Raw genomic sequence first — 17,716 nt, 5'->3', positions numbered from 1 at the left:
AGTGCGGTCGCGCGAACGCGGCTAAGAAACAGACAGATCGTTGTACATAAACCACAACTCCGGGGTAAAGTCAGATCAGACATACCTCGATGACGAGAAAGGCGACCATGGTCGACATCCGAAAGAAGCGCTGGTCTCTCCTGGGAATCGCTGCGGTGGCGGCCGTGACCCTGACCGGCTGCGCAGGCAGCAGCACCGAGACCGACGGCGGCTCGAGCGACGGCGGGTCGGATGCGACCCTCATCGTCTACACCAACTCGAACAGCGACGGCCGCGGTGAGTGGATCACCGAGAAGGCAGCGGATGCCGGCATCGACATCGAGATCGTGGGCCTCGGCGGCGCCGACCTCACCAACCGCATCATCGCCGAGAAGAACAACCCCGTCGGCGACGTCGTGTTCGGTCTGAACAACATGTTCTTCGAGCAGCTCAAGGCCGAAGAGGCGATCACCGCCTACGAGCCCGAGTGGAGCGGAGAGGTTCCCGCCGACGCGGGAGACCCGGCCGACGGCGCCTTCTGGCCGCTCGTCGAGCAGGCCATCGTCACCGTCTACGACGAGAACACGACCACCGACGCCCCCTCCGACGAGGAGGACCTCTGGACCGAGAAGTACGCGGGTCGCTACGAGGTCAACCCGGCACTCGGCCAGGCCACCCCGCAGCTCGTGCTCGCCAGCATCCTGTCGCGTCACCTCGACGAAGACGGCGACCTCGGCGTCAGCGATGAGGGATGGGACCTCGTGAAGGCGTACTACGCCAACGGCTCGCCCGCGGTCGAGGGCACCGATCTCTATGCCCGCATCACGCGTGACGAGATCGACTACGGCGTGCTCCCCTCGAGCGGCATCGCCGCCCGTGACGAGGAGTACGGCACCAAGACCGGCATGATCGTTCCCGACTACGGCGTGCCGTATGTCACCGAGCAGATCGCGCAGATCAACGGCACCGGCAACGAGGACAAGGCGCAGGAGTTCATCGACTGGTTCGGCAGCGCCGAGGTGCAGGGTGAGTTCGCCGCCGAGTTCAACTCGATGCCCGTCAACGAGGGCGCGGTCGAGCAGGCCAACCCCGAGGTCGTCGAGCTCATGGGCACGCTCGACCGTCAGGACATCGACTTCGGCTTCGTGAGCGAGAACCTCGGCGCGTGGGTCGAGAAGGTCACGCTCGAGTACATCGGCTGATCGAACCGAACCCCTCTTCACCACCTAGCCGGAAAGACAGCATGATCCGTTTCGAAGATGTCGAGGTCGCGTTCGGCGATCACCATGCGGTCTCGCACCTCGATCTGGAGATCCGGGAGGGTGAGTTCTTCACCCTCCTGGGTCCGTCCGGATGCGGCAAGACCACGGCCCTCCGCACACTCGCCGGATTCGTCGAGCCGACCGGCGGGCGCATCCTGATCGGCGGGCGCGACGTCACGCGCGTGCCGAGCGAGAAGCGCGGCGTGGGCATGGTGTTCCAGAACTACGCGCTGTTCCCGAGCATGAACGTGCGCGAGAACATCGCGTTCGGCCTCTCTGTCCAGAAGACGTCGAAGGCCGACCAGCGCCGCCGCGTCGACGAGATCGCCGACCGCACCGGGCTCGCGCAGTCCCAGCTAGAGAAGAACGTGTCGGAGCTCTCGGGTGGGCAGCAGCAGCGCGTGGCGATCGCCCGCGCGCTCGCGCTGACCCCCAGCATCCTGCTGCTCGACGAGCCGCTGTCGAACCTCGACGCGAAGCTGCGCGTGCAGCTGCGTGAGCAGCTGAAAGAGCTGCAGCGCGAGGTCGGCGTGACCACGGTCTATGTCACGCACGATCAAGAAGAGGCGCTCACCCTCAGCGACCGCATCGCCGTGCTCGACGCCGGCACGCTGCAGCAGGTCGGCACTCCCGAGGAGATCTACGACCGCAGCGCGACGCCGTTCGTCTGCCGGTTCATCGGCGAGAACAACCGTCTCAGCCCGGCGCAGATCACGAGCCTCGGCGGCGGACTGGATGCCACGGCAGAGAGCTATGTGCGGCCCGAGAAGCTGCACCTTGCCGAAGCGGACGAGGTCTCTGCGGCATCCGCCTCCCTCGCTGGCACCATCGTCGACCGCACGTACCACGGCAGCCACAGCGTCTACACGGTGACGGCAGAGGATGCCGCGCTGCGCGTCAGCGTGCCCGCCGCGGCGAGCGCCCGCCAGTGGAACCCGGGCGACGCGGTGCGCGTCGACGTCGACCCCCGCTGGATCCTGCAGTACCCGGCGGCGTGACATGTCGACTCCCCAGAACTCGCAGAACTCCCAGAACCCCACAGACCCCGCGGTCCCGCCGTCAGCGGCCGTGACCGGAGAAGCCGGCTCCTTGACGACCCACGCGGTCGTCGAGGGTCAGACGCCGGGACCGCGGCCCCGTAAAAGAGGAAAGCCCGGCAGCGTGAAGGCGATGCTGCGCTCGCCGCTCGCCTGGATCACGGGCATCATCGTGATCTGGTTCGCAGCCGCCTTCCTCGTGCTGCCGAACGCCGCCCTGCTCGGCGTCACGTTCTTCCCCGACGGCCAGTTCAGCATCCGCGCCGTCGAGAAGCTGTTCGGCAGCGAGCGCGCGCTGAAGACGCTCGGCAACAGCTTCCTGCTCGCCGTAACCCTGTCGATCACGGTCAACGTGGTCGGTGTGTTCATCGTGCTGGTGACGAAGTACTTCCAGGTGCGCGGCGCGAAGATCCTCTGGCTCGGCTATGCCACGACCCTGATCTACGGCGGCATCGTATTGGCCGCGGGATACAACTTCATCTACGGCCGGTTCGGGTTCTTCACGAACATGATGGTCAACGTGTGGCCCGACATGGACCGCGACTGGTTCTCGGGCTACTTCGCCGTCGTCTTCGTGATGACGTTCGCGACCACGACGAACCACATGCTGTTCCTCTCGTCCTCCCTCGGCAAGGTCGACTACGCGTCGATCGAGGCGGCGAAGCTCATGGGCGCGTCGACGTGGACGATCCTGCGCCGCATCGTGCTGCCGGTCATGAAGCCGATGCTCTTCGCCGTCACGGTGCTCACATTCCTCATCGGGCTCGGGGCGCTGACCGCTCCGCTCGTGCTCGGTGGACCCGACTTCCAGACCGTCGCACCGCTGATCATCGATCTCTCGCGCAGCCCCATCACGCGTGACATCGCAGCACTCCTGGCGATCGTGCTCGGCATCGCGACGATCATCCTGCTCGCGATCATGAACCGCTTCGAGAAATCGGGCGTGTACTTCTCGGTCGCCAAGGTGGCGACGCCGATCCAGAAGCAGAAGATCCGCAACCCGTTCGCGAACGTCGTCGTTCACGTCATCGCCTACCTGCTGTGGGTGATCTACCTGATCCCGGTCGTGCTGATCGTGATCTTCTCGTTCGTGGATGCGCGCAGCATCCTCGCCGGTTCCATCACGCTCGACAGCTTCACGCTCGACAACTACATCACCGTGTTCTCGAGCGCCGAGGCGATCCGTCCGTTCATCGTCAGCGTGGTCTACAGCGCCGTGGCGTCGATCGTCGTGGTCGGCGGGCTGCTGTTCGTGGCGCGGATGCTGCAGAAGCACCGCAACCTGCTGACGACCGCGATCGAATACGTGCTGCACATCCCATGGATCCTGCCCATCGTGCTGATCGCGCTCGCCCTCGTGACCGCATTCGACGAGCCGCGGGCCATCGTGGGCGGCTTCGTGCTCACCGGCACGCCGATCCTGCTGCTCATCGCCTACATCTGCGTGAAGATCCCGTTCACGCTGCGCCTGCTCAAGGCCGGGTTCGCGTCGGTGCCCGATTCACTCGAAGACGCCTCGCGCATCCTCGGGGCGAAGTCGCTGACGACGTTCCGCAAGGTGCTGGTTCCGCTGGTGCTGCCGACGGCCGCGGCGATCACGGCTCTGAACTTCAACAGCCTGCTCGACGACTACGACGCGGCGATCTTCCTCTACCACCCGCTGTTCAAGCCGCTGGGTGTGGCGATCCAAGAGAGCACGCGTGGCGAGAACAATCTCGACGCGATGCCGATCACGTTCGTCTATACAGTGCTGCTCATGATCATCATGGGTGTCACCATGTATCTCGTGTATGGACGAGGTTCGCGCGCCGGAGCGCCCCGCAAGGCCAAGAAGGCGCGCGCGTGAGTGGTACATCGTCTCCGGATGCTCCGGGGCTGCGCGTCACGGTCAGCGATGTGGCCGCGGCTGCCGGAGTCTCCCGCGCGACCGCGACCAGGGCACTGAAGGGCGAGGGGCGCTTCGCTCCCGAGACCCAGGAGCGGATCCTCGCCGAGGCCGAGCGCCTCGGATATGTGCGCAACACGATGGCGGCCGAGCTCGCCGCCGGCCGCACCGGCACCGTCGGGCTCATGCTGCGCGACGCGAGCAACCCGGCATACGGCCTGCTGTTCTCGCGGCTGCAGGATGAGGCACACAGGCGTGGCCTCGACCTCGTGACCGTGACGATCGGCGCCGACGTGCAGGGCGCCGAGCAAGTGAACGCGCTGCATCGGCTGCTCGGGATGCGCGTGGCCGGACTGATCGTCGCGACCGGTGGCATCACGGCCGCGCAGCTCGAGCCGTTCGCCGACCAGGTGCCGATCGTGCGCGCGGGGCGGGTCGAGACGGCGGAGCGGATTCATACCGCGCACTATGACGATCCGGAGCACGGGCGGATGCTGGCCTCGCATGTTCTGTCGTTGGGGCATCGGCGGGTGGTCGTGCTCTCCGGTGCGGAGGACGTGTCGTTCGCAGAGCATCTGCGGGCGTCGGCGATGGAGTCGACGTTGGTCGCTGGCGGGGCATCGGTGACTGTGGTGTCTGCGGGGGCTGCGCCGACCGATGGAGTGGATGAAGCGCTGGATGCCGTGCGCGCCGGGGCCACAGCGGTGATGTGCGCGTCGGACTATCGGCAGCTCGCGGTCATGCGCGCTCTGCGTGCTGCGGGGTTGTCTGTGCCCGGCGATGTGAGCGTGACGGGGTGCGACGGCATCCTTCCCGGTGCCGACCTGCTGGGGCTTACGACGCTGCGGATTCCGGTCGAGGCTGTTGCGGCAGCGGCTGTCGAGACTATGCAGCTTCTTCTGAGTTCTGACGCCGACTCTGCGCCGACCGTCCGGCAGCCGTTCGTGGGAACTCTCGTGCCCGGGTCGACTGCCGCGGCCATCTGACTTCTGTCCTGTACTTGTTCGTCGTCTCACTGGAAGAGAAATGATCCTCACCGAGCACTCTCGCCCATCGCACACCTTCGTGCACATCTCCGATACGCACCTTCCCGGTGAACGCGCGCCGCTCTACGGGAGTGGAGCGGATGCCGATGCGAACCTCGCTTCTGTGTTGTCGCGGCTGGTGTCCTCGGGGCTTCGCCCTGACGCTCTCCTGTTCACCGGGGATCTCGCGGATCGGGGGGATGCTTCGGCTTATCGGCGGTTGCGGGAGTTGGTGGCACCGGCGGTGGAGACGCTGGGGTGTGAGGTCGTCTGGGCCATGGGCAACCACGACGAGCGTGGGGCGATGCGGACGGAGTTGGGGCTTGCCGGCGGCTCTTCGGATGCTGTTGTCGAGGTGCGGTGGTTCGGTGGGATGCGGGTGATCGTGCTGGATTCGACAGTTCCCGGGCAGCACTGGGGGCGGGTCGATGAGGCGCAGCTCTCCTGGTTGGCGGCCGAGCTTGCTACGCCCGCCCCGGAGGGCTCGCTGCTCCTGATCCATCACCCGCCGCTGCCGACGGTGCTCGACCTTGCGGTGACTGTGGAGCTACGCGAGCAGGCTTCCCTTGCTGAGGTGCTGCGCGGTTCGGATGTGCGGGGGATCCTCTCGGGGCACGTCCATCACCCGTCCTTCGGCACGTTCGCGGGGATTCAGGTGTCGGCCGCGTCATCGAGTGCGTACGGGCAGGATCTGGCGCAGCCCGTCGGAGCGACGCGTGGGCAGGATGCCGCGCAGGGGTACAACCTCGTGCACGTGTACGACGGGACGATCGTGCACTCGGTCGTCGGGCTTGAAGTCGGTGCGGATGTCGGGGAGCCGGTGGCGGCGGAGGAGGCCGGGCGGCGGATCGCTGGGCGGGGGATCTCTTGGCGGGAGCGGCGCCCCGTTCGTTGAGCGGGTCAGATGTGTCGCGCGACGCGAGGCGGTCAGCGTGGTGGGCCACAGTCACACTGATGGCAAGGGCTGTGCCCTGGTCAGTCTTCCGTCAGCCGCCGACAAACCCGGACATGACAACAGCGAAGCCGGCGGCTTCGCACGCAGCCGCGAGGTCCGCGGTGGGGTCATGCGCTCCTAACGCGAAGGCCCCGAGAAGCGTTTGCCCATCAGGAGCCGCCTCTTTCACGGCGTCGACCGTGTCAGCTATTGACCCGTGGTCGGCGCTAGGGGTGTTGCTGAGAACCCGAGAGGCGAGGTCCGCCCACTGGCTCAGCTCGTCCTGACTCATGCGATCGGTTTCGAAAGCGGCTCGCGCATTGTAGAGAATGGTCCGCACGTCGCCTAGCGCCGCACAGGTTGCTTCATCCTCGGCGGCAGTCGACGTGGGTGTCGGCGTCGGCGTTGCTGTCGAGGGCTGCGCCGTCGAGGTCTCGTCCCCTAGGTTTGGCGACGAAGCGCAACCGGTCAGGCTACCGAGCAAGAAGACGACGAAAGCGGCGCCATAAAGCGGGAGGCGGCCGGTTCGAAGGAGCGACATGGCTTCAACTTACTCGTCCAGCCGACAGTGGCAGGAGCCACGACCGCAGAGGATGCGCGGCAGCTGGTGTTGTAGCGCAGGCATTGGATAGCGTGCGGTCATGTGGAAACGCGCAAACGTCGTCACGGTCGCCCTCGTCTCTGCGTTCTGCACTGCAGCGCTCGTCGGGTGTACGGCCTTGGCTCCAGAAGCTGTCGAGACACCAGCGACGGTCACGACAACGGATGGTTCAAGCGCGGCGCCAGTGCCTAGCGGGACGCCAGCGCCCGAAGCATCACAGGAATGTCGACTGCCCCGCGGAGATTCCACGATCTTGAACGATGAGCTGCTTGATGTGGACCTATACGCGGCCATGGCTGATTTCGGCCCGCGGGCGGGAGCTGAAGGCACAGTGAGCTACGCGGAGGATGGGACTCTCGCTTCGTACTTGGTCGCACCGGGGGATTCCAAGGCTGCAATCCGCGATCGGCTCTGCGTTGGGCACTACTCGTTCGAGGCGCTGAATGCGGTTCGACGCGGCAGCCTGTACTCGGTGGAGCCGACGAATCAGGCGTACCTGACACCGCTGTATGCGGGCGACACGCTGAATCTCAGCCCCTACACGATCGCGAGCGTCGGAGACGTCAACGGTGAAGTTCACTCATACGAAACCGTGTTGATCCTGCCCCCACAGCATTGAGGCTCCAATGGCCCTGCCCCGCAGCGGGCGGTAACACGCAGATCAGTGGCTCCAAGACTGCGCAGGGTCAACCACCGACACATCACGTCGAGCCGTGTGAAGTGCTCCCACCGCTCGGAGTGCCTCGCGAAGTCCCGCCACTCCCGTGAAGTGATGTGTCGGCATCCCGAGCTCCTCCGCCCCGACGAGCTTGCTCGCCGAATCATCGGTGAAGAAGACCTCCTGCGGTGCGAGCTGCATCTCATCGAGCACGTGTTGGAACGCCCGCACGTCGGGCTTCGTCCACCCGATCTCTGCGGAGTTGAAAACAGCCTCGAAGTGAGAGCCGATGTTGATCGAATCGACCTCGTCCGGAATCGTGTCGGTCCCGTTGGTCAAGATCGCAGTGCGGATGCCGTTCGCTCGCAGTTCATCGACAAGGTGGAGCACCTCCTCGTCGACATGGAAGGGCTGACTCCCCCACGCCTCAGCTGCTGCCGCGTTGCCGAGCTCGACGCCGAGCCGCTCAACCCACTCTCGGCGAGAGATGCGACCGGTAGTCACCTGTTCGAGATGGTGTGGAGCGAAGGCGATCGCCTCGATGGAGCCGCGTTCGAGTTCGTGAGCCCGCTCAATGCGCGCAACGTTCTCGGGGTCGAAGTGACGGACGACGCCGTCGAGGTCGAAGAGCACGGCGCGGATGGGAGGCATCGGAACAATGTAGCGGGGCAGACAGTCACCAACCGGCGTAGGCCATGATCGGAGCATGGAAGCTTCGACGATTCTCCCGAGGTCCCTAATCGAGATCTCGAGCCGCTACGACATCCCGGTCGCGAACATCCGGTCCGCTCTGAGGTCGAAGTACCCCGAGCTGCGCCCGATGCCCAAGTCGCTTGAGCTGAATGACGACCACGTCGCCCACATCCTGGCTAGCTTTCCAACCGAAAGCGCGCGCCCGCTCGAAGCCCACTCGACGCCCGCACTTCTTGGCCAGTATGCAGACATCATCGCTGAACTGCGGGCACGCGGCGTCATACGCACTGCCAACGCACCGGTCGGAGACTACGCAGAGCACCTCGCGCAGCAGGTGTACGGCGGGACGCTCGCGAACAACTCCGTGAAGTCACATGACCTGCTGAGCGAAGCGTCTCAGCGCATTCAAGTGAAGGCGCGAGCCGTAGGAAAGGCGAGCAACCGTACGACGAAGTTCTCGACCTTTCGGTCATTCGAATTCGACCTCGCTTGCTTCCTCCTGTTCGATTCCCGTACGTACAACCTCATCTGGGCACGCGAGCTCGCGCCTGACGTCGCGCGCTCACTGGCTCGACACTCAGACCATGTGAACGGGGATCACCTGACCAGGGCCGTCGTCGAGCGTGAAGGTGAAGACGTGACGGCGGACTTTCGACGCGTCCTGGACTTGGCGGGATCGTAGAGGTTCACCCCCGATCAGGGAGGAGTTCGCGTCCGCCGAAGATCGGTACGGCTCTCAGTTCCAAGGCATAAGGCTCAAGATCCTCAGCGGATCGCGCGCCCTGCACATCGGACCCCACATACCAATAAAGGTGCCGGGAACCGTCCTGGCGATGCTGCTGCGCGAGGGCAAGAGCTTCGTTGCGAGTCATCAACCACGCACGATCTGAACTGAGATCGACGAGGACGAGGGTCTCCGCCCGAAGGTCATGTGGAAATGTAAACCCGAGGGACAAGCGCCCCGTACCACCGGCCGGAGTAGGGGTGTACTTCGTTTTTACTTGAACCGTTGTTGCCCGCGTAGCTCCCGGCGCGTACACGACGAGGTCGACCCCGGAGTCGGTCGTAAGGCGTGCCGAATCCAACCCCATCTTGAGCAGCTTGTACTGGGTAAGGAGCTCGCCGGCTGCTCCGATGTGCAGAGTACTCAGGGATGACGAGGTACCCAACGCACTCAGTCCTTGTATCGCCGCACGGCGTCCCTGATCGCGTCGGCATGAGCATAGATCTCGTCCAGCTCCTCGAGAGCATGGCGCGTCTCGACCTTCTCTTCGTCGAGCAGGCCGAGGTACTTCTGCTTGCCGTTGAAATGAAGGCGCGCGACCGGCTTGCGGTTGTTGTCGTCGAGAAGGACGGCGAAGTAGCTCTTCGCATCGCGGTGGGTCACTCGCTGTGGCTTCACTTCTCCACAAGCGATGGCCTTCACGATCTGGTAGCCCTCAAGCTCCTCCAGAGTTGTCTCGATCTCTGTATCCCGATCGAGGTCTGCCTCCGCTACCTCGGCGCTGGCGGGTGCTGGCGCCGTCGACGTATGAGTGATCCCGCTGACGCCCAGCGCAGTCTTGAGCCTCTCGTTGACCCGCTCCGTAAGGAACTGCTGACCGGCCTTGCTCACAAGAGTCGTGAACTGCTGACGGACCTTCTGCGTGTAGGAACCATCGAGCACGCGCGTCGCGAAGAACTTGATCCACTCGTCGGTGGGCTCGCGGAACTGTGCCGCGATCTCGCGCTTGAGCGCTCCGATGTACTTGAGTTCCTCTGCGGCGCTGATGATCGAGTCGAGATCGAAGCTCTCCTTGCTCAGCTTTTGGATCTCGTGGATGAGCGTCTCGTCGATGTCGAGCAGATCAAGGACGAGGAACGGCTTCGCGTCCATGCGGTTCGGAGCATCGAGGTCGGTGTAGAACTGCCAGACCACGCCATTGGTCAAGATCGCGATCCGGGCATTGGTGACAGAGAAGTAGCGGAACAGCTGTGACGCGTGCTCGATCTTGAGCGCACCCATCGACGGCTTGCACTCGATGAGGATCTGCACCTCACCATCACACATGATGGCGTAGTCGACCTTCTCGCCCTTTTTGGTGCCCACGTCTGCCGTGAACTCCGGGACGACCTCAAGTGGGTCGAACACGTCGTACCCGAGGATGGTCGAGATGAACGGCATCACGAAGGCGTTCTTCGTCGCCTCCTCCGTCCCGATTGCCGTTGCCTGGTTCTTCACCTTGGTCGCCAGGGAATCGAGACGCTCCGAGAACTCCACCGCTACTCCGATCTTCGTTGAACACGCATTTATCCAGACGATAGCGGAATGCCGGGACATCGGGACAGAAAGCTGGGCTGCGGAAGTGCGCGGGGTCTCCGCTCGGCGGCGAGCGCGCTGATGCGGCATCCGTGATCTGCTGGTGTCCTGCCATGGCTTCTACACCGCACTCACCAGGCATCACGAGGGCGAGGACCGGATGCTGCTCCCCGCACTCGTGGAGGATCATCCGGAGCTGGGCGCCGCGATCCGGAAGCCATGCAGGATCATTCGATGATCTGCCATCTCATCAACGGGCTGCAGTCGGTGCTCGTCGGGGCGCGACCGCCGCGGAGCCGGCGTCCCATCGCGAGGGCATCAGCGCCATCATGGAGAGCCACTTCCGTTATGAGGAGCGCGAGCTGCTCGACGAGCTTGACACGCTCGCCCGCGACGCTAGTCCGGGACGTATGCCCAGGCCCCTGTGAGCGCTTGACCGATCGAACGAGCATGATGTCCGGCTCCACCTGCCACACGTCCATCTCGCTCGACGGGTTCGTCGCCGGTCCTTACCAGAACCGCGACAACCCCCTCGGAGTGGCGGCATCGAGCTGCATCGCTGGCACCTCGGCGATACACGAGCGACGGATGCCGACGACGCGGCCACCTCGTGGCTCGGACGGCCTTGCGGTGCGCACGTGATGGTCGAAACCTGTTCGATCCGATCCGTGGGCGAGAGGGAGGAAGACTGGCGCGGCCGGTGGGGCGGGGAGCCGCCGTACCGCGCGCCGGTGTTCGTGCTTTCGCATCACACGCACGAGCCGATCGAGACGGAGGGAGGGACGACGTTCGACTTCGTGACCGGCGGGTTCGACGCGGCATATGCGGCGGCGGCCGAAGCTGCCGGTGGTGCGGGGGTGGATATCGTGGGCGGTGCGGCGGTCGTGCGGCAGGCGCTGCACGACCGGGTGATCGATGAGCTGGCGCTGGACATCACTCCGGTGCTGTTGGGGTCCGGAAGCGGATGTTCGACGGGGTGGAGGAGTTCGGGTTCGAGTCGGCGGAGGTGCTGCGCTCACCATTGGCCACGCATGTGCGGTACCGGCGGCCGACTGAGTGAACAGGCGACGTAGCGCTTCAGGATCGCGCGCACCTCGGCGATCGACCGGCCGAACACAAGCGTGATCGTCGTTCTAAGCCAGATTGTCGCTACGTTCGCCGGCACGTCGAGCGCCATAGAGGGCGCGCTCGCATCGCGAATCCACGCCGGGGCCGCGGAGAAGAGCGACCTGTCGTCAGACGCCGAGATCAGGCGTGACGACGGCAACATACAGCATGTCGTCGTCCTCGATGCGCCAGAACACCGTGTAGTCGGTGCCCGGGATCTTCGTGCCCCACAGATTCAGTGAGGATACGTGTTCGGACCACGGCGCATGCGGGGCCTCATCGGGATCCTTCATGATCTGGTCCAGGACGTCCCAGAGTCGTTCGTACACGTGCTCACGCAGCTGATCTACGACGTCACCAGCGTCGTTGGCGAAGGAAACTTCCATCCTTGTAGGATATAGCACGGTGGGTCAGAACCCAAATGCCCCGATTCCCCCACTACCCTATTTCCCGTGCTACATTGGAACCACTAGCTCACCACTAGGTGATCGAGAGCTTGGAATAGCCCTGATCAGAACCTCGCACAGGCGGGGCTTGCCCGGACACGAGAGCCGGGGACAACCGAAGGAACACACCGACCATGACACTCGTGCATTCAGATGCTCGGGGCCGACTCAGCCTCGGCAAGATCGTTCAGGCTGATCGCGACTACCGGGTAACCACCAGCCCATTTGGGACCGTCACGTTAGAACCCGTGACGGTTATCTCGGACTACGAGCGGCGAGTCCTCTCCAACGCAGAGCTTGTCGAAGCGTTGCATGCTGCCAATGGGCAGATCGAGCGCGGCGAAGTCCGAACCATGACCCGGAGGCCGGTACGCCAGGAGGCGTGAGGCTCAAGGCATAGAAAGGTGCGCAGGGAATCCGCGCACCTTTTCTATGCCTTGATTGGTCTCCCAAAAACACATACCGTTCGATCCCGGCCACTCCGGCCTCGAACTCGGGCGGCCCCCGAGCGGAACCTGTGGCCGCTGCGCCTCGCAGTCATGTTTTCCTCGAGCGACATCGGAAACTGTCTGAGTGACTCGTGGTCATTCTCTAACCCGAGCCGGCACTGCGCCTCGTGCACTGGATCCTCGAAGCGAGGTCCTGAGCGCAGACAGAGGGCGCGAGTTTCGGCTCGGCGTTCTTGCTCAACGTCGCGAAGGTGTAGGAGGACTTCGTCGGGTCGGGGCTTCCGCCGACGCTGAAGCCCGAAGGGTTCGAAGTCGATCTGCAGGTGTCGGACTGGCGGTTGGACACTACGGCCGGGTTGTCGCGGTGGCCGACACCAGCACAAAGTGTGGGGTGAGAATGATGACTTGCCCCCCCCAACGCCGACGTGTACCAAGGGCTGACGTACGCGAGCACAGCGCAGGTGCCCGAGGTGCATCTGCTGTACGTGTCGGGAGATGTGGAGCCGAGGCGGTACCGATCGCGGCCACGGGGACCGTGGTGGTGGCACATGTAGTGGATCTCAGCGGGCCAGAAGAGTTGATCACTCGAGTTGCCGAGCTGGCGCGTGCGCTCGTCGCTTCGAGTCACTGACGCCTCACCTTCCTTTCGCAAGCCGAAGACGCCCGTCTCATGGAAGCCGTTCGCCGTCATCGGCGGAGTGCTCGCCGTAGTCGCGACCATCGTCGTGGTCAACGTGGCATTGTCCTCCGGGGGAGGCGACGCAGAACCGGCGGCGACGGCCTCGCCAAGCTCAACGCCCCGCGATGAACCGGAGCCGACTCCTGAGCTGACCACAGCACCAGAGCCGACGGCAACACCTGAGTAGGTCACTCTGACCGCCTCGAACAATACGGATCTCGTAGCACTCCTCACTGGGCCTCAGGATGGCCCGACGGCCGAAGCGTTCGCGACGAAGTATGAAGGCCAGACCATTGAGTTCGATGGTGCCATCGGAGCGATGAACTCTCACGACGGCTACACGACGCGGTAAGGCATCCTCATCAGTGTCGGCGACTACAACGAGACGCAGTCGTTCGATGGCCCCAACTTCCAGTTCCGCGATGTGAACGTCACAAACGATCTGAATCCGACCGGCGACGTGCCCGATTCCGTCGGCGTCGGAAACAATCTGCACGTGGTCGCTCGTGTGGGTGCGTACGAGCCGGACACAATCCTCTTCCTGCTCGAGCCGGTGACGGCACTCGTCCGCTGAGATTCTTCACGGTGGTCTGATCTGGGGCGAGTGCGGTGGATCCCACCGCACTCGCCCCAGCGGCCTCGCACTTGGCGCCAGCGATCACGGGATCGCGGGGTGTCCGTGATTGTCGCGAACTTCGTCGTCGCACTTACCCCCAGCCGCGCGGCAGGCTGAGCGGTTCGGGGCCATCCGACCCAGTGTCGCTGCATGTTAGCGCCTGCGCCCTGCCGACCTTGGGCATCGGGCGGCTCGACCATCACCCGCCTCGATGCGAGCGAAACGGAGCGGCGGTCGCGGAGAGGGGGAGGGTTGGGCCCTGCCCGAGTTTCCGCTTATCCCTGTCGCGAGTGGTCACCTCGCCCCCCATCCCCTAGGGTGAGCGAAACACTAATCCTCTACTGCTCGGAACTGCCAGTGCCCCAGTTCGACTTCGGCCATTTTTATAAGTTCATCGTTTCCGCTGGCCTCGTCCTCGTCGCGTCCGCGTTCGTGCTGCCGTGGATCTTTTTTCAGTCCACAGAGATTCTCACGATCCCGAAACATGAACTTGATGACCTTACTGGTACTGCGAAGGAGCTGATCCTCGAGCGCCAGGACGGTCTTCGAGACTTTCAGGAGGGGGCGTTCCCAGCTGCCCCGATCGTCCTCGGCTTAGTCGGCGCCCTTTCAGTTGTGGTCGGCCTAATCGCGTGGCATGCTCGCCAAACAACGCAGAACGCCTTGGAAGATATCGATCTTGAGACGAAATTGGCCGCGCTATCAGATGCCACCCCAACTGAAGTCGATTCCAAACTCCGAGAAGAGGTCACGGAGGATCTAGGACATCGTGGGGTAGCCGCGATTGTCGAACTAGCCGATACTGAGCCTGGTTCGCCAGATTCGGCGGGGCCAGGCGGGCCGACACGCTCGGGGTCCGACATGACGAACCTAAACAGGTTTGGCGCCGTGAGTTCTCTGATGGATCGAATGCGGGACTGGGAAACTGCTCTGTTCGAGCGGCTACAGCAGGCGTACACAGGTGAGACCCGTCCACGCCGCAATGTTCGTCTGACCACCGTTGACGGACGGGTCTATATCCTTGATGTGCTGCTCTCGCCAGACACCGACAGCAACTGGGGACAGCTGGCAATCGAGTTAAAGGCCGTCTCGACCCCCAGCCTCCTTATCCCCCGAATACGCGACGCCGTCACTCGGATCGGCGCCGCAGCCATGAGCCTCAAAGCTGGCCTCGTCTATACCGGCCTGCGCGGTCGCCCGCCCAGGACCACAACCACCGCGGTTGTCATGTTGATATGCAACAACTTCTCACTCACCAATGAGAGGCTGCGGCTATCCGTGGAGGCCGCCGTACAGGAACTCCACTCGATCCTGCAAGTCAGGGTCGGCGTTGTAGTGATCTCCGCGGATTCATTTGAAGCCACGGACGCAGCCACTATGCGGGCGATCATCACCCAGGCGTGGACGACTCACACTGACAACGATCAGCTCGTCTGGCGCCCTTGACAAGGAGGACGTATATTCACTCAGCGATCGACTCCTCGAGCGCGGTAGCAACGGCTTCGAACTCAGCCAAAGCTGCGGTGAGATCCTCTACGATCTCCCGAGCGATGACGTCCGGCGATGGCAGCGAGGCGAGATCGTCGAGAGAGTCGTTTTTCAGCCAGGTGATGTCGAGGTTGACCTTATCGCGGGCGATCAGCTCGTCGTAGTCGAACGATTTCCAGCGTTCGGACTCCACACGCTCTTCGCGCGAGTTTCCGTGTAGGTACGACTCGACGAACTCGTCGAGGTGTGCACGGCGCAGCGGATTCTGCTTGAGCGTGAAGTGCTGGTTGGTGCGCAGGTCGTACACCCAGATCTTGCGCGTCCACGGAAGTTCGCTCGCGGGCTTCTTGTCGAAGAACAGCACGTTCGCCTTCACGCCCTGCGCGTAGAAGATACCGGTGGGCAGGCGAAGAATCGTGTGCAGGTCGAAGTCGTTCAGCAGCTTTCGTCGCAGCACCTCGCCGGCGCCGCCTTCGAAGAGCACGTTGTCGGGGAGTACGACGGCGGCTCGTCCGTTGATTTCGAGAATCGTCATGATGTGCTGTACGAAGTTGAGCTGCTTGTTGCTCGTCGTGGCGACGAAGTCGGCACGCTCGATCTCGGTGTTTTCCTTCGACTCCCGTCCGTCGGCGCCGACCATTGTCATCGACGACTTTCGGCCGAACGGCGGGTTCGACAGCACGACGGAGTATCGATCGCCGGGGTCGTTGATCAGAGCGTCGCGCACGTCGATGAGGGACTTGCCGTTTGGAGTGCCGATGCCGTGCAGGAGCAGGTTCATCGCGGCCAGGCGTGCCGTGCCGTCGACGAGTTCGGTGCCGTGGGCGAAGTCGTCGCGCAGCCGGTCGCGCTGTACCGGCGTGAGGTGTTCGGCATTCCGAGACGCGTGGTCGTGGGCGACAAGCAGGAACCCGCCGGTGCCACAGGCGGGGTCGACCACGGAATCGTCGGCATTGGGCCGTACAACGTCGACGATGGCCTGGATCAGGTCGCGCGGAGTGAAGTACTGACCCGCTCCTGAGCCCTTGTCTGAAGCGCCCTTGGCGAGCAGCTGCTCGTAGGCATCGCCCTTGAGGTCGGTGCCGGATGCCGACCACTGCTCCTTATCGATGAGGTCGACGATGAGGCGTTTGAGCTTGGCTGGGTCTTGAATGCGGTTCTGCGCCTTGCGGAAAATGACGCCGAGAGTACCGGGCTGGTTCGCCAAGCCCACGAGGATCTTGGTGTACTCGAACTCCAGCGCCACGCCTTCAGCGTCGAGCAGGCGCTGCCACGAGTACTCCTCGGGCACGATCTGCTGCGGCTGGAGCTTACGGTTAGCACGCTCGTGCGCCATCTTGAGGAACAGCAGGTACGTGAGCTGCTCGATGTAGTCGAGCACGCCAACGCCGTCATCACGCAACAGGTTTCGGAACGAATCGAGCTTGTCGACCAGGCGACGGGAATCAGTCATCGGTTTCCTTTCTCGGCGGCCGCATGGATCCTTCTGAGAACCGAGGGGTCGACGGACGCACTGAGGAGTTGTCCATCCGGAGTCGGGTGAACACGCCGCGTCCGGTTGAAGATCTCCGAATGGTTGAGGTCGACGATCGACTTCAGGTACAGGTGCACCTTCGACTCGTGGGTGAACGCACCGCGCAAGGACCTGAGCATCGGCGTCGTCGTGACCCACTCGTAGGGAGAATCTCGGATCAGCTGATACTCGATAGCCCTGGTGACGCAGGCAGCAACCCAGTCGGCGAATTGGATGCTCGAACTCAGCACGCTATCGATGTGCATAGGTGGTTCGATGATTCGTCTCATCTCCGGATGTTCGGAGGCACGGCCTAGGACATGGCTGTACATCTTGGGTAGGCGGGTGGCTCGCGTCTTCTCGTTGATCTGATCGATCATCACCATCACGTTGCGGTCGCAAGAGTCGGCGTGGCGAGCGATCCTGTTGAGCGCTTCTCGCATCGCTGCGGTCTCGCGCTCTTCGGTGTTGAGGCTCGTCTGTTTAGGGGAGCCGAGTGGCTTCTCATCGGCGTAGTAAAACAGGTTGCCCTGAAGAGTGCGGAGCCGACGCACGAGAGAACCGAACACGCGGATCTGCTGTGGGTAGGTTCGGTCGGTATCCGGGCGGAAGATGCTCGCGCCCTTGCGCTCCCAGCGGCCAGGGTGTTCAGCGGCCCCAATCTCCGTTCGGAACAGCGTCTGCTTCTGCTCAGCGAAGATGGCGCCGAACTGTCGAGCATTCTGGTGCGGGATGATGAAGCCGGCATAGCCGAACGCGGGGCTCGTGTTGAACCGCGGATGCGTTCGGTCGACGAAGGAACCGGTCTCGCCGATCTCGTCGATGTACGCCAACAGCATGTTTACGATTATCCCGTCAACGCAGAAGCCCACGCTTGCGCGTGGGCTTCTCGAATCGGCGCTCGAGGAACTCTTTCATCCTTAGCTACCAACTCTGATCCTAACTCACAAAGATGGGTGAGGCGAGAAGAGATCTCCCCAGTTGCGCTTCGTGGAGAGGCCTGGGGGATGGAGATCCCCAGACTGGACCGCCGCGCGCGACCATT

The 17,716-nt window shown here is 63.6% G+C and carries 16 protein-coding genes and 1 pseudogene; 11 read left to right on the top strand and 6 right to left on the bottom strand.

From position 1 onward, the window contains the following. Positions 1-107: 107 nt before the first annotated feature. From MRBLMI13_RS09465 to MRBLMI13_RS09445, 5 genes are read left to right on the top strand one after another with little or no spacing between them, the layout of a single operon-like run. Entirely contained in the window at positions 108-1,181 is a 1,074-nt protein-coding gene (locus tag MRBLMI13_RS09465) for an extracellular solute-binding protein (protein WP_367822072.1), read from the top strand. Positions 1,182-1,222: 41 nt separating this feature from the next. Then, entirely contained in the window at positions 1,223-2,239 is a 1,017-nt protein-coding gene (locus tag MRBLMI13_RS09460; protein ID WP_367822070.1) for an ABC transporter ATP-binding protein, read from the top strand. Between the two features lies 1 nt (position 2,240). After that, positions 2,241-4,124 carry an ABC transporter permease gene (locus MRBLMI13_RS09455; protein ID WP_367822068.1) on the top strand — a complete coding sequence of 628 codons (1,884 nt, stop codon included), beginning with the start codon at positions 2,241-2,243 and terminating at the stop codon, positions 4,122-4,124. Beyond that, positions 4,121-5,149 (top strand): LacI family DNA-binding transcriptional regulator, encoded by a 1,029-nt coding sequence (locus tag MRBLMI13_RS09450; protein ID WP_367822066.1) that lies wholly within the window; start codon positions 4,121-4,123, stop codon positions 5,147-5,149. The genes MRBLMI13_RS09455 and MRBLMI13_RS09450 overlap by 4 nt, the downstream gene beginning before the upstream one ends. A gap of 40 nt (positions 5,150-5,189) precedes the next feature. After that, positions 5,190-6,083, top strand: a complete 894-nt coding sequence (locus MRBLMI13_RS09445; protein WP_367822064.1) for a metallophosphoesterase — start codon at positions 5,190-5,192, stop codon at positions 6,081-6,083. A gap of 91 nt (positions 6,084-6,174) precedes the next feature. Here the strand turns inward: MRBLMI13_RS09445 and MRBLMI13_RS09440 are convergent, their stop codons facing one another. After that, positions 6,175-6,663 (bottom strand): hypothetical protein, encoded by a 489-nt coding sequence (locus MRBLMI13_RS09440; protein ID WP_367822062.1) that lies wholly within the window; start codon positions 6,661-6,663, stop codon positions 6,175-6,177. A 313-nt stretch (positions 6,664-6,976) separates the two neighbouring features. On the opposite strand from MRBLMI13_RS09440, the gene MRBLMI13_RS09435 reads away from it, so the two are divergent. Beyond that, a complete protein-coding gene (locus tag MRBLMI13_RS09435) occupies positions 6,977-7,342 on the top strand; it encodes a hypothetical protein (protein WP_367822060.1) in 366 nt (121 codons plus the stop codon). A 42-nt stretch (positions 7,343-7,384) separates the two neighbouring features. Here the strand turns inward: MRBLMI13_RS09435 and MRBLMI13_RS09430 are convergent, their stop codons facing one another. After that, positions 7,385-8,032 (bottom strand): HAD family hydrolase, encoded by a 648-nt coding sequence (locus MRBLMI13_RS09430; RefSeq protein WP_367822058.1) that lies wholly within the window; start codon positions 8,030-8,032, stop codon positions 7,385-7,387. A gap of 55 nt (positions 8,033-8,087) precedes the next feature. On the opposite strand from MRBLMI13_RS09430, the gene MRBLMI13_RS09425 reads away from it, so the two are divergent. After that, positions 8,088-8,756, top strand: coding sequence for a DUF6998 domain-containing protein (locus MRBLMI13_RS09425; protein ID WP_367822056.1), 669 nt, complete (start codon positions 8,088-8,090; stop codon positions 8,754-8,756). Positions 8,757-9,248: 492 nt separating this feature from the next. On the opposite strand, the gene MRBLMI13_RS09420 is transcribed toward MRBLMI13_RS09425, so the two are convergent. Next, on the bottom strand, positions 9,249-10,334 hold the full coding sequence (locus MRBLMI13_RS09420) for a type I restriction endonuclease (protein ID WP_367823090.1): 1,086 nt from the start codon (positions 10,332-10,334) through the stop codon (positions 9,249-9,251). Between the two features lie 677 nt (positions 10,335-11,011). Here MRBLMI13_RS09420 and MRBLMI13_RS09415 point away from each other — a divergent pair. Further along, on the top strand, positions 11,012-11,446 hold the full coding sequence (locus MRBLMI13_RS09415; protein WP_367822054.1) for a hypothetical protein: 435 nt from the start codon (positions 11,012-11,014) through the stop codon (positions 11,444-11,446). Between the two features lie 162 nt (positions 11,447-11,608). On the opposite strand, the gene MRBLMI13_RS09410 is transcribed toward MRBLMI13_RS09415, so the two are convergent. Beyond that, positions 11,609-11,866, bottom strand: a complete 258-nt coding sequence (locus MRBLMI13_RS09410; RefSeq protein WP_367822052.1) for a hypothetical protein — start codon at positions 11,864-11,866, stop codon at positions 11,609-11,611. 194 nt (positions 11,867-12,060) lie between these two features. Between MRBLMI13_RS09410 and MRBLMI13_RS09405 the strand changes: the two genes are divergently transcribed. The 3 genes and pseudogenes from MRBLMI13_RS09405 to MRBLMI13_RS09395 all read left to right on the top strand — a co-directional run bounded on the left by MRBLMI13_RS09405 (position 12,061) and on the right by MRBLMI13_RS09395 (position 15,116). Continuing rightward, the gene (locus MRBLMI13_RS09405) at positions 12,061-12,312 is read left to right on the top strand and encodes a hypothetical protein (protein WP_367822050.1); all 252 of its coding nucleotides are present in this window, start codon (positions 12,061-12,063) and stop codon (positions 12,310-12,312) included. 935 nt (positions 12,313-13,247) lie between these two features. Continuing rightward, positions 13,248-13,628 (top strand): annotated as a pseudogene (locus MRBLMI13_RS09400) (DUF4839 domain-containing protein). A 399-nt stretch (positions 13,629-14,027) separates the two neighbouring features. Continuing rightward, the gene (locus MRBLMI13_RS09395) at positions 14,028-15,116 is read left to right on the top strand and encodes a hypothetical protein (protein ID WP_367822048.1); all 1,089 of its coding nucleotides are present in this window, start codon (positions 14,028-14,030) and stop codon (positions 15,114-15,116) included. 16 nt (positions 15,117-15,132) lie between these two features. Here MRBLMI13_RS09395 and MRBLMI13_RS09390 read toward each other — a convergent pair whose 3' ends face one another. Both MRBLMI13_RS09390 and MRBLMI13_RS09385 read right to left on the bottom strand, forming a co-directional pair. Next, positions 15,133-16,611: an N-6 DNA methylase gene (locus tag MRBLMI13_RS09390; RefSeq protein ID WP_367822046.1), complete on the bottom strand. Its 1,479-nt coding sequence runs from the start codon at positions 16,609-16,611 to the stop codon at positions 15,133-15,135. Then, positions 16,608-17,510 (bottom strand): DUF3800 domain-containing protein, encoded by a 903-nt coding sequence (locus MRBLMI13_RS09385; RefSeq protein ID WP_367822044.1) that lies wholly within the window; start codon positions 17,508-17,510, stop codon positions 16,608-16,610. Before MRBLMI13_RS09385 ends, MRBLMI13_RS09390 begins: the two co-directional genes overlap by 4 nt. Positions 17,511-17,716: the final 206 nt, after the last annotated feature.

This window comes from Microbacterium sp. LMI13-1-1.1, from assembly GCF_040815625.1.
In the GTDB taxonomy this organism is placed as follows: domain Bacteria; phylum Actinomycetota; class Actinomycetes; order Actinomycetales; family Microbacteriaceae; genus Microbacterium; species Microbacterium forte.
This window is presented reverse-complemented; position numbering and strand designations above follow the sequence as displayed.